General features: G+C 71.4%; 10 protein-coding genes. 8 read left to right on the plus strand and 2 right to left on the minus strand.

Going from position 1 to position 13,106, the window contains the following annotated elements; genetic code table 11:
* Positions 1–62: 62 nt before the first annotated feature.
* A complete protein-coding gene (gene mctP, locus ACYQ77_RS29595; protein ID WP_459716905.1) occupies positions 63–1,697 on the minus strand; it encodes a monocarboxylate uptake permease MctP in 1,635 nt (544 codons plus the stop codon).
* On the minus strand, positions 1,697–1,978 hold the full coding sequence (locus tag ACYQ77_RS29600; protein ID WP_459716907.1) for a DUF3311 domain-containing protein: 282 nt from the start codon (positions 1,976–1,978) through the stop codon (positions 1,697–1,699). The genes mctP and ACYQ77_RS29600 overlap by 1 nt, the downstream gene beginning before the upstream one ends.
* Before the next feature lie 292 nt (positions 1,979–2,270).
* On the opposite strand from ACYQ77_RS29600, the gene ACYQ77_RS29605 reads away from it, so the two are divergent.
* From ACYQ77_RS29605 to ACYQ77_RS29640, 8 genes are all read left to right on the plus strand, one after another.
* The gene (locus tag ACYQ77_RS29605; protein ID WP_459716908.1) at positions 2,271–5,858 is read left to right on the plus strand and encodes an nSTAND1 domain-containing NTPase; all 3,588 of its coding nucleotides are present in this window, start codon (positions 2,271–2,273) and stop codon (positions 5,856–5,858) included.
* Between the two features lie 570 nt (positions 5,859–6,428).
* Positions 6,429–8,006 carry an ATP-binding protein gene (locus ACYQ77_RS29610; protein ID WP_459716910.1) on the plus strand — a complete coding sequence of 526 codons (1,578 nt, stop codon included), beginning with the start codon at positions 6,429–6,431 and terminating at the stop codon, positions 8,004–8,006.
* Positions 8,003–8,398, plus strand: a complete 396-nt coding sequence (locus tag ACYQ77_RS29615; RefSeq protein ID WP_459716912.1) for a roadblock/LC7 domain-containing protein — start codon at positions 8,003–8,005, stop codon at positions 8,396–8,398. Before ACYQ77_RS29610 ends, ACYQ77_RS29615 begins: the two co-directional genes overlap by 4 nt.
* 14 nt (positions 8,399–8,412) lie before the next feature.
* Entirely contained in the window at positions 8,413–8,757 is a 345-nt protein-coding gene (locus ACYQ77_RS29620; protein WP_459716913.1) for a DUF742 domain-containing protein, read from the plus strand.
* Complete coding sequence (locus ACYQ77_RS29625; protein WP_459716914.1) at positions 8,738–9,352, plus strand: GTP-binding protein; 615 nt, start codon at positions 8,738–8,740, stop codon at positions 9,350–9,352. Before ACYQ77_RS29620 ends, ACYQ77_RS29625 begins: the two co-directional genes overlap by 20 nt.
* A gap of 41 nt (positions 9,353–9,393) precedes the next feature.
* Positions 9,394–10,599, plus strand: a complete 1,206-nt coding sequence (locus tag ACYQ77_RS29630; RefSeq protein WP_459716916.1) for a cytochrome P450 — start codon at positions 9,394–9,396, stop codon at positions 10,597–10,599.
* Positions 10,600–10,616: 17 nt separating this feature from the next.
* Positions 10,617–11,852: a cytochrome P450 family protein gene (locus ACYQ77_RS29635; RefSeq protein ID WP_459716917.1), complete on the plus strand. Its 1,236-nt coding sequence runs from the start codon at positions 10,617–10,619 to the stop codon at positions 11,850–11,852.
* A gap of 885 nt (positions 11,853–12,737) precedes the next feature.
* Positions 12,738–12,965 carry a hypothetical protein gene (locus tag ACYQ77_RS29640; RefSeq protein WP_459716919.1) on the plus strand — a complete coding sequence of 76 codons (228 nt, stop codon included), beginning with the start codon at positions 12,738–12,740 and terminating at the stop codon, positions 12,963–12,965.
* The last annotated feature ends 141 nt before the right edge of the window (positions 12,966–13,106 follow it).

The raw sequence follows: 13,106 nt of genomic DNA on the forward strand, positions 1-13,106 counted from the left end.
CACGAAAGGCGCTTTCGAAACAGCGGGCTGTTTCGAAAGCGCCTTTCCGTTCCCGGCAATGATCAGTGCGCGGCGATGGGCCTCAGGTCCTCGTCGTGCTCGTCGACGTGGTAGTCCTCGCCGGTGGTGTCGTCCGCGCCGTTGGACGCGCCCGTCCGGCGGATGATCAGCGTGAGGATGACGGCCACCAGCAGGTTGGCGATCAGCGCGACGAAACCGACGTAGATCTGGACCGTCGAGCCCTCGAACGGCTGCCACCCGAAGATGTTCAGCTTGTCCAGGGCCAGCGCCGACCCACCGAAGTGCGCACGGCCGCTCGCCGGGTTCGGGATCTGGTACAGCAGCACCATCCCCCAGAGCATGCCGACGGCCCAGCCCGCGACGAGCGCCCAGCGGTGCAGCCACTTCGTGTACAGGGCGATCGCGACGGCGGGCAGCGTCTGCAGGATGATCACGCCGCCGATCAGCTGGAGGTCGATCGCGTACTGCGGGTCGATCACCACGATGAACAGGATGGCGCCGAACTTGACCACCAGCGACGCGAGCTTCGCCTGCTTGGCCTCGTCCTTCGGCGTCGCGCCCTTGCGGATGTACTCCTTGTAGACGTTGCGGGTCCACAGGTTCGCCGCGGCGATCGACATGATCGCGGCGGGCACCAGCGCGCCGATGCCGATCGCGGCGAACGCGATGCCCGCGAACCACGACGGGAACTGCGTGTTGAACAGCTCCGGGATGATCGTGTTGCTGTCCGGGCGGCCGGTCGCGTTGTTGGTGATCGGGGTGACGCCCGCCGCGATCGCGACGAACCCGAGCAGCGCGAGCAGACCGAGGAGCAGCGAGTACGCGGGCAGCGCGGACATGTTCCGCTTCAGCACGTCCCGGCCCCGCGAGGCGAGGACGCCGGTCACCGAGTGCGGGTACAGGAACAGCGCCATCGCCGAGCCGAGCGCCAGCGTCGCGTACTGCAACTGGTTGTTGCTGTTCAGCAGCACGCCGTCGGCGGGCGCCTCGCTCTTCGCGAACTTGTCACCGGCCGCGGAGAAGATCGAGTCCCAGCCGCCGAGCTTCGACGGCAGGTAGATGACCGCGACCAGGATGACGACGTAGATCAGGATGTCCTTCACGAACGCGATCAGCGCGGGCGCCCGCAGACCGGACTGGTAGGTGTAGAGCGCCAGGATGATGAACGCGATCAGCAGCGGCAGGTGGCCGAGGAACCCGGCGCCGTTGAAGCCCATCGACCGCAGGACCGCCTCCAGGCCGACGAGCTGCAGCGCGATGTAGGGCATGGTGGCGACGATGCCGGTGATCGCGACGATCAGCGCCAGCAGCGACGAGCCGTACCGGCCGCGCACGAAGTCCGCCGGGGTCACGTAGCCCCGCGCCCGCGACACCGACCACAGCCGCAGCACCGGCAGGAACACCAGCGGGTAGGCGATGATCGTGTACGGCAGGGCGAAGAAGCCCATCGCGCCCGCGCCGAACAGCAGCGCGGGGACCGCGACGAACGTGTACGCCGTGTAGAGGTCGCCGCCGACGAGGAACCAGGTGATCCACGAGCCGAACTTGCGGCCGCCGAGGCCCCACTCGTCGAGGTGGTCCAGCGTCGCCGCGGCGCGCCAGCGGGACGCGACGAACCCCAGGACGGTGACGAGCCCGAACAGGAGGACGAAGATGATCAGTTCTGTCCACTGCATCACTCGGCCCTCCCCTCGTCGAGCGTGTCGACGTCCGCCGGCTCACCGGCGGCCGGGCGCACGGGGGTCTTCCTCGTCATCCGGTACACGACGATCGTGGACAGCACGCCGACGATGATCACCGCGAACTGGAACCAGTAGAAGAACGGCATCCCGAACAGTTCCGGCGACGTCCGGTTGTAGATCGGGGTGAAGAGGACGATGAACGGGAGCAGGAGCAACAGGTTCCACGGGTTGAACACCAACCCCGTGGTCCGGCCGCCTGGCTTGTCGGACGACATAAGGCCCTACCTCGTTGTTTGGCGTGACCGACGACAGTGCGGCATACGATAGATCCGATGATCACGACGGGCCAGCATGCGTGTCCGCAGTGTTATACGAGGTGATCAGGCAGCGTGCGCGGCGGGCCCGCGGCGTCCTGCCCGCCCCCAAGCCGGGCAGGACGCCACCCTTCCCCTCCGGCCACGAACTTCGCGCCCTGGCCGGATTTCTAGAGCATCCGGGTTGTTCAGTGTCCTGACGTTGGACTTTGAACAACGCACTCTGAACAATGGGCTCGCTTGGGGGTGAGTGGTGCCACGACGCGAGAACCCGCTGGGGCCGGCCGAAGACGAGCTGATCCGGTTCGCCGCCGATCTCCGGGTGCTCCGGGAGGAAGCGGGCACACCGACCTACCGGCAGCTCAGCGCCCGGGCCCACTACTCGGCGGCCGCGCTGTCCGAGGCGGCGAGCGGGCGCAAGCTGCCGAGCCTGCCGGTCACGCTGGCCTACGTCCGCGCCTGCGACGGCGACCCGGTCGAGTGGGAGCGGCGCTGGCGGGAGCTGGCCCCGGCGCACGCGAAGCCACCGGCCGAACCGGAGACACGACCCGACGAGACCGTCCCGTATGCCGGGTTCGCCCCGATCGAGGACCCGGAGCTGTTCGCCGGCCGCGACGACCTGGTCGCCGAGCTGGTCGCGCGGGTGCGCGAGCAGCGGCTCACCGCGGTCGTCGGCGCCTCGGGCAGCGGCAAGACGTCCCTGCTCAGAGCCGGTTTGCTGCCCAGGGTGGGCGACCACGTGGTGATGACGCCCGGGGCGCGGCCACTGGAGGAGTGCGCGGTCCGGCTGGCCGACGAGGTCGGCATGGCGCCGTGCGACCTGTACCGCGAGCTGGCCGCCGCGCCCGAGAACCTCCACCTGCGGATCCGGCAGGCACGCGCGGACCAGGCGGACGACCTGGTGTTCGTGGTCGACCAGCTCGAGGACGCCTTCGGCACGCAGGAGGGGGACGCGTTCCTCGCCGCCGTCGTGCACGCGGCCACCGCCGCCACCAGCCGGGTCCGGTTCGTGCTCGCGGTCGGCGCGGAGGTCGCCGACCGCCTGCCCCCGGCCGCGCGGGACGGGCAGCTGCACGTCGGCCCGATGTCCGCCGACGGCCTGCGCGAGGCGATCACCGATCCCGCGGCCGCCGCGGGCTGCCGGGTCGAGACCGCGCTCCTGGTCCGGCTGATCGCCGACACCGGCGGGCCGGGCACGCTGCCGTTCCTGCAGCAGGCGCTGCTCGGCGTGTGGCGCCGCCGCCGCGGCACGACGCTCACCGTCGCGAGCTACGACGCCACCGGTGACCTCCCGCAGCTGATCGCGGACGCCGCGGAGCGCGCGTTCACCGCGCTCGACGCCGACGGGCAGCGGCTCGCGCGGCACCTGCTCCCCCGGCTGGCGTCCGGCCCGCGCGGGTTGCGCCGCGACGACCTCGACAGCGACATGGCGGCGGTGCTCGACGAGCTGGTGCGGGCCAGGGTCGTGGTCGCCGACCACGACGGTGTCGCGCTCGCGGGCCGGTCGCTGCGTGACCGCTGGCCGCGGCTGCGCGGGTGGCTCGCCGAGGACGGCGACCGCCTGCGCGTGCACCGTGAGCTGGCCGACGCCGCGGCGACGTGGGACTCGCTCGGCCGCGACCCCGGCGCGCTGTACCGGGGCGTCCGGCTCGACGCCGCGCGGTCGCGGCTCCACGACCCGGTGATCACCGCGCGGGAACGCGACTTCCTCCAGGCCAGCGTGGCCGCGCACACCGGGGAGCGGCGCCGCGTCCGCGGCCTGCGTGCCGGGCTCGCGCTGCTGTCGGTGCTGGTGGTGCTGGCGACCGGTGCTCTCGCGTACGCGGTGCGGGCCGGCCTGTCTGCGGAGGAGCAGCGGAACGTGGCGCTCGCGCAGAGCGCGCTGCGGGAGGCGGCCACGCTGCTGGACACCGATCCGGCGCTGGCCACGCAGCTGACGGTCGCCGCGCACCGGCTCGTCCCGACCGCCGCCGGCCGGACCGCGGTGCTGACGTTGTTCGCGGACCCGTACGCGGCGCGGGTCACCGGGCACGCTGGCGTCGTGCACGCGCTGGCGGTCAGCCGGGCGGGCGACCTGCTCGCGACCGCGGGCGACGACACGACGTTGCTGTGGGACATCAGCGACCCGTACCACCCGCGCCGCATGTCCGAGCTGCCCATCGACGCCACGTCGGTGGTGTTCTCGGCCGACGGCAGGACCGCGGTGACCGCCAACGAGCGGGGCGCGCTGTTGTGGGACGTCAGCGACCCCGCGCGGCCGCGCAAGACCTCCGTCGCGGGCCGCGACCCGCGCGGCGAGACGCCCACGGACGTCGCACTCGGCTCCGACGGCAGGACGCTCGCGGTGACCAGGGCGAACGAGGTGCGGCTGTACGACGTGACGGTCAGCGACCGGCCGCGCAGGACCCGCACGCTGATCGGGCACACCGGGACGGTGACGTCGGTGTCGATCAGCCCGGACGGCACCGTGATCGCGACGGCGAGCGAGGACCACTCGGTCCGGCTGTGGCCGGTGGCAGGCGGCCCGCCGATGGTGCTCGCCGGTGACGAGGCACCCGTGACCGCACCCGTGCTGGCGGTGGAGTTCAGCCCGGACGGCGAGGTCGTCGCGACCGCAGGCGAGGACGGCTCAGCCCGCCTGTGGCGCGTCGCGGACGGCGCACAGCTGGCCAGCCTCGTCGTGCGGGCGGGCCCGGTGCGGGCCGTGGCACTCGGCGACGGGTTGCTGGCCGCGGCGGGCGACGACCGCTCGACGGTGGTGTGGGACGTGACCGACCTGGGGCGGCCGCGCGAGCTGGTGGCGCTGACCGGCCACACGGACTCGGTCACCGCGGTCCGGTTCACCCCCGACGGCCGGAACCTGATCACGTCGAGCCGCGACCGGACCGTGCGGGTCGTGAACATCGCGGAGGCGGTGACGGGCCGCGTGGCCGGTGGCTCGCTGGCATGGGGCCGCGACGGAACCGTGCTGGCAAGCGGCGGCGCGGGCAGGGTCCTCCTGTCCGACGTGCGGGACAGGTACGCGCCGAGAACCGTGGGAACGGTCCCGGGCCGGGCCCCGTCGTTCGCGGCAGGACTCCTGGCGGCGGGCGGCAGGTTGTGGGACGTGACGGACCCGGCCCGCCCGGTGCCCCATGCCGACCTCGGCAACGCCACAGGCAGCGCACTGAGCCGCGACGGCCGCCTCCTGGTCACCACGTACCGGGACGCCTACCCGCGCCTGTGGGACGTCGCGGACCCCGACCACCCGCGTGCGCTGGCGGACCTGCCCGCGGCGGGCGCCCGCACAGCGGTGTTCGGCGGCGGCGTCGTGGCGACGCTGGGCAGCGAGATCACGGTGTGGGACGTGAAGGACCCGGCCAACCCGGCGCCGAGGACGTTGTTCACCAGGAACTGGACGGGCCTGGCGCTGCGCCCGGACGGAAAGGTGCTGGCCGCGATAGCCGCCGACGGCACGGGCTGGCTGATCGACACCCGGCGCATGACCGTGCTGGCGAAGTTCCCGGCCGGCCCGACCACGGCACTGGCCTTCGCACCGGCCGGGCGAGCACTGGTGACGGCGACGGGCCCGGCGCCGAGGCTGTGGGACGTGTCGAACCCGCGAAGCCCCGCCGAGGTGGCGACCCTGAGGAGCGACAACGGCCGGACCATCACCGCGGTCGCGTTCAGCCCGGACGGCGGCTCCTTCGCGACGACGAGCGCCGACGGCGCGGTACACGTCTGGGCCGCGACGGTCGGCCAGGTCGAGCGACGCGTGTGCGCGATCGCGCATCCGCGTATCACTGCTGAGCAGTGGGAGCGGTACCTGCCCGGCGTGCCGTATCGGCCGCCTTGCCCTTGACTGTTGGGGCTTGGCCGCTTCGGTTTGCGGACTGCCCGGTTTCCGTTGCCCGCGGTGCGGGCGGGCACAGCCCGCGGTGCGGGCGGGCGGGCACAGCCCGCGGTGCGGGCGGGCGGGCACAGCCCGCGGTGCGGGCGGGCGGGCACAGGCCGCCAAGCCTATTGACCGAACCCCGTCATCCGTCGATCGCTGGCTCCGCAAAACAGGTCATAAAACGAAGCCGTGGCGAGTGGCGGCCGGTGCCGTAGCTCATCGTCCAGACAGGACGGTCTGCATTGGCGTCTTCAGGACATCGTGGTGTACCTGACAAAGATCACATTCACTCGGTTGGCGGTGATCGGGATCTTGGCTGGTCATGGGGGCCGCTGGGGGTGGCGGAGCGTGACTGGGGTCTGACGAATTCAGCCTATCCAGTGAATGTCCCTCCTTGACCCTTGGGATAACCTCGTGTCTCGCTGCTTACGGTGCGGTGCTGAGGGTGAGCTTCGAGACGGAGGGCGGATCCGCGGGGCACCTGCAGCCGGCCCGGCGGGCAGCGCGGTCCCCCCGAATCCCGACCATAAGGTGATCATGACAGTCTCATCGCCCGTGTCGTCATCGCCGCGGCACGCGGGCCCGTGGACCTGCATCGCCGGTGTCGCCGGCTACGTGGCCGTCTCCCCACTGATCTTCCGTGAGCTGGATTCCCCGATCTGGATCGTGGTGTGGCTCGCGGTCGGTGCGATCGCCATCGGCGTGGTGGCCGCCGGGGCCGCCCGCACGGCGCGTGCCGGTCGCGAGCACATCGACGAGCTGCGCCGGCTCGACGACGAGAACCACAACCTCGCCGCGCTGGCCGAAACCCGCCACGTGGCCCTCGAAACCCTGGTCGAGCACCAGTTACCCGCCGTCGTGAACGGCATGGGGGCGCCGCCGCTGCCCGACCTGTCCACCGACGACGTGTCCGCGCACATGCTCGCCCAGGCGGCTGTCCACTTCGGCCGGTTGCGGGACGACCAGCTGGCCAGGCAGGACGCCGTGGCCGCGGCGGTCGTCGCGCTCGGCAGGAAGGTGCAGGCCTCCGCGCACCGCATCCAGGAGGAGGCGGCGCGGATGGTGCAGGCGCACCCCACCGACCCGGACGTCCTCCACACCAGCATGCGTGTCGACCACGCCGCCGCCCAGCAGGCGCGCAACGCCCAGACCCTCGCCGCGCTGTGCGGGGAGTGGCCCGGCCAGCAGTGGCACGAGGCGCTGCCGCTCGCGGACGTCGTGCGTGGCGCCGCCGGCCGCATCACCGCCTACCAGCGGGTCGAGGTGTCGGGTGACCCGGCCGTCGCCGTGTCGGCGCGTGTCGTCGAGCCGCTGATCCACGTGGTGGCCGAGCTGCTGGCCAACGCGACCCAGTCCTCCCCGCCCACCACGCAGGTCCTGGTCACACTGCGGCAGGTGCAGCGCGGCGCCGTGATCGAGATCGACGACGGCGGTGTCGGCCTCGACGACAAGCGGCTCGAGCAGGCCCGTGAGATCGCGTCCGGCCGTCGGCCGGTCGGGCTCGCCGACCTCGGCGAGATCCCGCAGACCGGGTTGCCGGTGGTCGGCGCGTACGTCCGCCGTCACGGCTTCCGCGTCGACGTCACCGAGTCCGTCTACGGCGGTCTCCGCGCGATCGTGCTGGTCCCGACCGAGCTGACCGAGGCCGTCGCCCCGTCCGGCATGGTCGCCGCGCACGCGCTGACCCGCCGTCAGGAACGCCACGCGCTGGCCCCCGCGCCCGCGCCCCGCGAGCCGGAACCGGAGCCCGACTGGGAGACAGTGCGCCAGAGCGGCGAGGTCGAGCTGCCGCCCGAGCCGGAGCCGTTGCCGCCGCTCGTCCCCAGCAGCGAGGACAGCACCTCGGGTGACCTGCCCGCGCTGCCGCGCCGCCGGTCCCGCCGCGGGCACTCGGTCCCGCAGCCGCCGCAGGTGGACTGGCCCGCCGAGCGGGACGTCGAGGAGGCCCCCGAGCAGGCGGGCCAGTGGATGAACGCGTTCCTGTCCGGTGCCGCCGCGGCGAACGGAGACCTGGACGACGACGAGAAGCCCGACTACGACACACCCGATTACCCAGACATGTCCGGGGAACGCTCCCCGGACATCCGGCAGAACACCTCGGAGGACCTTCGATGACGACCCAGCCCGTCGACAACAGCTGGATGCTGGAGTTGATCAGGACGGTGCGGGGCGTACGGCATGTCGTCGTGCTCACGTCCGACGGCCTGCTGAAGGTTCGCACCGACCACACGCCCGCGGACGTCGCGGACAAGCTCGCCGCCGCGTGCGCCGGGCTCACCGCGCTCGGCCAGGGCATCAGCAAGGAGTTCGGCACCGGCGCCGGGCCCCGGCAGGTGATGGTGGAGTTCGACGGCGGCTACCTGTTCGTCCGCGGTGCGGGCGACGGGTCGCGGCTCGCCGTGGTGACGGAGCCGGTCATCGACCCGGCGCTGGTCGCACAACAGATGCAGGCACAGGTGCTCGTGATCGGCGAGCGGACGCTCTCGACGCCGACCCGCACCGGCTGAGCCCCGGGACGGACATGGACGACTACCGCGACAGCCCTGTTCGGCCCTACATCCTCACGTCCGGCCGGGCACACCCGTCCCGCAACACGATCAGACCCGAGACCCTCCTGGTGGTGGACAGAGACGCGCCACCACCGGTCTCCGCGTCCAGAGAGCACCGGGCCCTGCTCGACATGTGCAGAGGCATGCTCTCGCTCGCCGAGGCCGCCGCGCACCTGCGGCTGCCCGTGAGCCTCGTGGTCGTGATCGCGTCGGACCTCGTCGACTCAGGGCACCTGTCGATCCGCTCCGCGCCGCGCCACTCCCTGCCCCCAGCTGAACTCCTGGAGAAGGTGCTAGATGGTCTCCGCAAACTCTGACTGGTCCGAGGAGCGGTACGTCGCCGCCACGGTGGCGCAGTCGGTGAAGATCCTCGTCGTCGGCGCGTTCGGGGTCGGCAAGACGACGCTGATCGGCTCGGTCTCCGAGATCGCACCGCTGCGCACCGAGGAGACGATGACGTCCGCGAGCGTCGGCGTCGACTCGCTCGCCGGTCTCGACGACAAGTCGACCACCACGGTCGCCATGGACTTCGGCCGCATCACGGTGAGCCCGGAGGTGGTGCTGTACCTGTTCGGCACGCCGGGCCAGCGGCGGTTCTGGGACCTGTGGGAAGGCCTCGCCGAGGGCGCGGTCGGCGCGCTCGTGATCATCGACACCCGCCGCATCGAGGACAGCTTCGAGGTGTTCGACCAGCTCGAGACGCGGACGGGCATGCCGTTCGCGGTGGCCGTCAACGAGTTCCCGGACGCGCCGAAGTACACCACCGAGCAGCTGCGCGAGGCGCTGGACCTCCTGCCGGACACCCCGATCGTCGAGTGCGACGCCCGCAACAAGGAGTCGTCCGCGCACGCACTGATCACCCTCGTCGAACACGCTCTCCACTTCCCCGCATCGCAGAAGGCGCTCACGTGACCACATCAGCAACATCGCGGCACCGGCGGCGGTTGACGGACATGACCGGTCTGACGCCGCTCATCGAGACCACCACCACGGCCGACCCGCAGGCCGCCTACCGTGAGCTGCAGGAACGCTTCGGCCCGGTCGCGCCGGTCGAGCTGGAGCCGGGCATCCCCGCGTGGCTCGTGATGGGACACCACGAGATCTGCCAGGTGGTCCGCAACGAGCAGCTGTTCTCCCGCGACCCCAACAACTGGCGGCTGTTCACCGACGGTGTCGTGGCGCCGGACTCCGGTCTCGGCCCGATGATGTTCCCGCGCGACAACGCCTACTTCGCCGACGGCGAGAAGCACCGCAGGCTCCGCGGCCCGATCGACGACGGCCTGGAGAGCCTCGACGAGCACCGCATGGCCCGGTTCATCCGCGCCACCTGCACCGACCTCATCCGCGACTTCGAGCACCAGGGCAAGGCGGACCTCGTGTCCGACTACGCGGCCGTGGTGCCGATGCTGACCGTTGCCGGGTTCTTCGGCATCGGCCGCGAGCAGGGCCACGAGCTGCGGGCCGCGCTGATCGCGTTGTTCTCCTCCGCAGAGGACTCGCAACCGGCCGCCCACAACCTGGAGCGGATCCTGACGGGCACGATGAACGCGCGCCGCAACGTGCCCACCGACGATCTGACCACCGCCTTCCTTCGTCATCCCAACCTGCACAACGACTTCGAGATCCAGCAGTCGATCGTGCTGATGATCTCCGCGGGCTACGAGACCACGACGTCGTGGATCGCGCAGACCCTGCGGCTGATGCTCACCGACAGCCGGTTCGCCGGCCGCATGCGCGGTGGCCGGCTGGGCATCGACGACGCGCTCGACGAGGTGCTGTGGCGCGACCCGCCGATGTCGAACATGCCCGCCCGCTACGCGCTCGTGGACTGCGAGCTCGCGGGAGCGCACATCCAGCGCGGTGACGCCCTCATCCTCGGCCTGTCCTCGGCGAACAACGATCCGCGCGTGCACACCGACGACTCGTGGCTCGAGGTCGGCAACCGCTCCCACCTCGCGTGGAGCGCCGGTCCGCACGCCTGCCCCGCCCAGCGACCAGGGAGAATGATCACACGGATAGCGGTCGACACCGCCCTGCACCGCCTCCATGATGTTTCGTTGGCGATTCCGGCCGACGAGGTGATGTTGTTGCCGTCACCGTGGACGCGGTGTCCTGCCAGCCTGCCGGTCCGGTTCACTCCGCCAGTCCGCAACTCCTAGGCGCAGGAGGCATTCTGATGACCGACTCGGTCACCGCCGACGTCCCGACCATCCACCTCGATCCCCTCGGTACCGACCACCACGGGGAAGCGGCGCGGATGCGGGAACTCGGTCCGGTCGTACGAGTCATCCTTCCCGGCGACGTGGCGGTCTGGGCCGTCACCACCCACGAGCTGGTGCAGCAGCTCATCACCAACCCGTTGGTCAGCAAGGACTGGCGCAACTGGAGCAAGATCCAGTCCGGTGAGATCACCGACGAGTGGCCGCTCGTCGGGATGATCAAGGTCACGAACATGGTGACCTCGGACGGCGACACGCACCAACGGCTCCGCAGGCCCGTCACGCGTACGTTCACCCGCGGCCGGGTGGAGGACCTCCGCCCCAGGCTCGAGGCGAACGTGACCGAACTGCTCGACGCCCTGCCGTCGCACGCGGTGGACGGTGTCGTGGACCTGCGTCCGCACTTCGCGTACCCGGTGCCGATGAACATGATCTGCGAGCTGTTCGCGGTGCCGGTCGAGTGGCGCAAGCGGTTGCGTGAGCTGGTGGAGAGCATCTTCCTCACGAACGTGACGCCCGAGGAGGTCGTGGCCACCCAGCGGGAACGGCACGAGATGCTCAACCGCCTCGTCGACCTGCGGCGCGAGGAACGCGGCAACGACCTCACGTCCGCGCTCATCGAACTCGGTGAGCAGGGCGAGGAGACGTTGACGCAGGAGGAGCTGATCGACACGATCTGGCTCTTCCTCACGGCGGGCCACGAGACCACGCTGAGCCTCATCGTGAACGGCGTGCGGGCGCTGCTGACGCACCCGGCGCAGCTGGAGCTCGCGATGAACGGCGACGCCGCCACCTGGAACGCCGTGGTCGAGGAGACCTTGCGCTGGGACGCGCCGATCGGCAACTTCCCGGCCCGGTACCCGTTGGAGGACATCGAGATCGCGGGCGTGCCGATCCCGCGCGGCGAGGCGATCCTCGCGCCGTACAGCGGTGTCGGGCGGGACCCGGAGCACCACGGCGACCGGGCGGACGAGTTCGACATCACCCGGCCGCCGACGAAGCACCTCGCTTTCGGCGGCGGCCCGCACGTCTGCCTCGGCGCGCACCTCGCCCGGCTGGAGGCCAACGTGGCGTTGCCGATGCTCTTCTCGCGGTACCCGAACCTGTCGCTGGCCGCGCCGGCCGACGAGTTGCCGCCGGTCCCGTCGTTCTTCTCCAACTCCGCCGCTTCGCTGCCGGTTCGCTTGGGCTGAAACGTTTGCAAGGGTGCCCGTGGGGACGTCGGGCGTCGCCGTGGGCACCCTCGCGCGGCCGGCGCTGAGGTCGTTCAGCACCTGACGCGGCATGGCGCTGCCGCGTTGGTTGCCCTCGGCCAGTTCCGCGAGCAGGTCCGCGAGGGTGGCCCGGTGGCGCCGGACGGCCTCGGTCAGCAGGGCGCGCGCCTGGTCGGGATCGGTGAGCCGGCGGCACGCGTCGAGCACCGCCCTGGCCACCGGGGCGAGTGGCACGCCGTCCAGGAGGACCGGCGCCGGTGGCCGCCTCGTTCGTTCGACGATGAGGTGGGTGCTGCGGAACGCCCTGCGTTCGTGCGGCACCACCAGGTGGATCCGGCGGTTGGGCGGGACGCCACGCAAGCCGTGCCGCCTGCACGCTTCCAGGCCGCTGATCACGGCGCGGGGGCCGGTGAACATCAGGGCCGCTTCGATCACCTGTCTCCTCGTCGGTGGTGTGGCGCCGAGCAGCACCACGCCGGGCAGCAGTTTGTGCCAGGGTCCGCCGGGAGCGCAGCGCCGGTAGGCGGTTCGCGGGTTGACCCCGAGCTCGGCGAGCCTCGAGATCGTGATCACTCCGTGCCGGCCGGCGGCGAGCAGTTCTTTTTCACGCATGCCCGTTCCATCGGCCACCGCGGAGGGTTTCCGTAGCCCCAGATCATGGGGGTGCCCATTGGGACATCCTCACTCTCGGTGCAGCTGCTTTCCACCCTGTTGAGCCACGATTGACGGTCGTCGCCACCGCCGCCCACGATCGAACCGCACGGCGATCCACGGGAGGAGTTGCGTGAGAAGGTCCCGGTTCCGCGGCACGGCGGCGGTGGCGGACAACGGCACCTACCACGTGTCGGGGTACCTCGATGCGCGGTGCCCGGGGTCGGTGATCAGCGGGCGGTTCGCTTCCGCAACCTGTCGACCGGCAGCGCGTGGCAGACGTTCGACGTCGCGTGCGACAGCGGGGGCAGCACGGCCACGATGGTCGAGGCGGACGGCGTCGGCGATCCTGGCGACGACCTCGGCATCGTCGTGTGCGCCGACGGTCTGCTGGTGCACACGCAGTGCGGCGGTGAGGAGACCGTGCGGCTGCCCGAGTGAGGGAATCGGTTCGGCCCAAGGGAAAAGCCTCCTCCGACCGGTCCAGCGCGACTGGTCACGGAATTTCCTCGGCATCGCAACGGGTTCTGCCGGACGACCCGCGGCGTGTCGTTCCTGCTGGTGGTGTCGCCGGACCGCGGG

This window comes from Actinophytocola sp. KF-1 (assembly GCF_054661535.1).

Coding starts and splice junctions, on each gene's coding strand:
- mctP (WP_459716905.1), bottom strand. CDS start 1,697: ATGCAGTGGACAGAACTGATCATCTTCGTCCTCCTGTTCGGGCTCGTC.
- ACYQ77_RS29630 (WP_459716916.1), top strand. CDS start 9,394: ATGACCGGTCTGACGCCGCTCATCGAGACCACCACCACGGCCGACCCG.
- ACYQ77_RS29615 (WP_459716912.1), top strand. CDS start 8,003: ATGACGACCCAGCCCGTCGACAACAGCTGGATGCTGGAGTTGATCAGG.
- ACYQ77_RS29620 (WP_459716913.1), top strand. CDS start 8,413: ATGGACGACTACCGCGACAGCCCTGTTCGGCCCTACATCCTCACGTCC.
- ACYQ77_RS29635 (WP_459716917.1), top strand. CDS start 10,617: ATGACCGACTCGGTCACCGCCGACGTCCCGACCATCCACCTCGATCCC.
- ACYQ77_RS29610 (WP_459716910.1), top strand. CDS start 6,429: ATGACAGTCTCATCGCCCGTGTCGTCATCGCCGCGGCACGCGGGCCCG.
- ACYQ77_RS29625 (WP_459716914.1), top strand. CDS start 8,738: ATGGTCTCCGCAAACTCTGACTGGTCCGAGGAGCGGTACGTCGCCGCC.
- ACYQ77_RS29600 (WP_459716907.1), bottom strand. CDS start 1,978: ATGTCGTCCGACAAGCCAGGCGGCCGGACCACGGGGTTGGTGTTCAAC.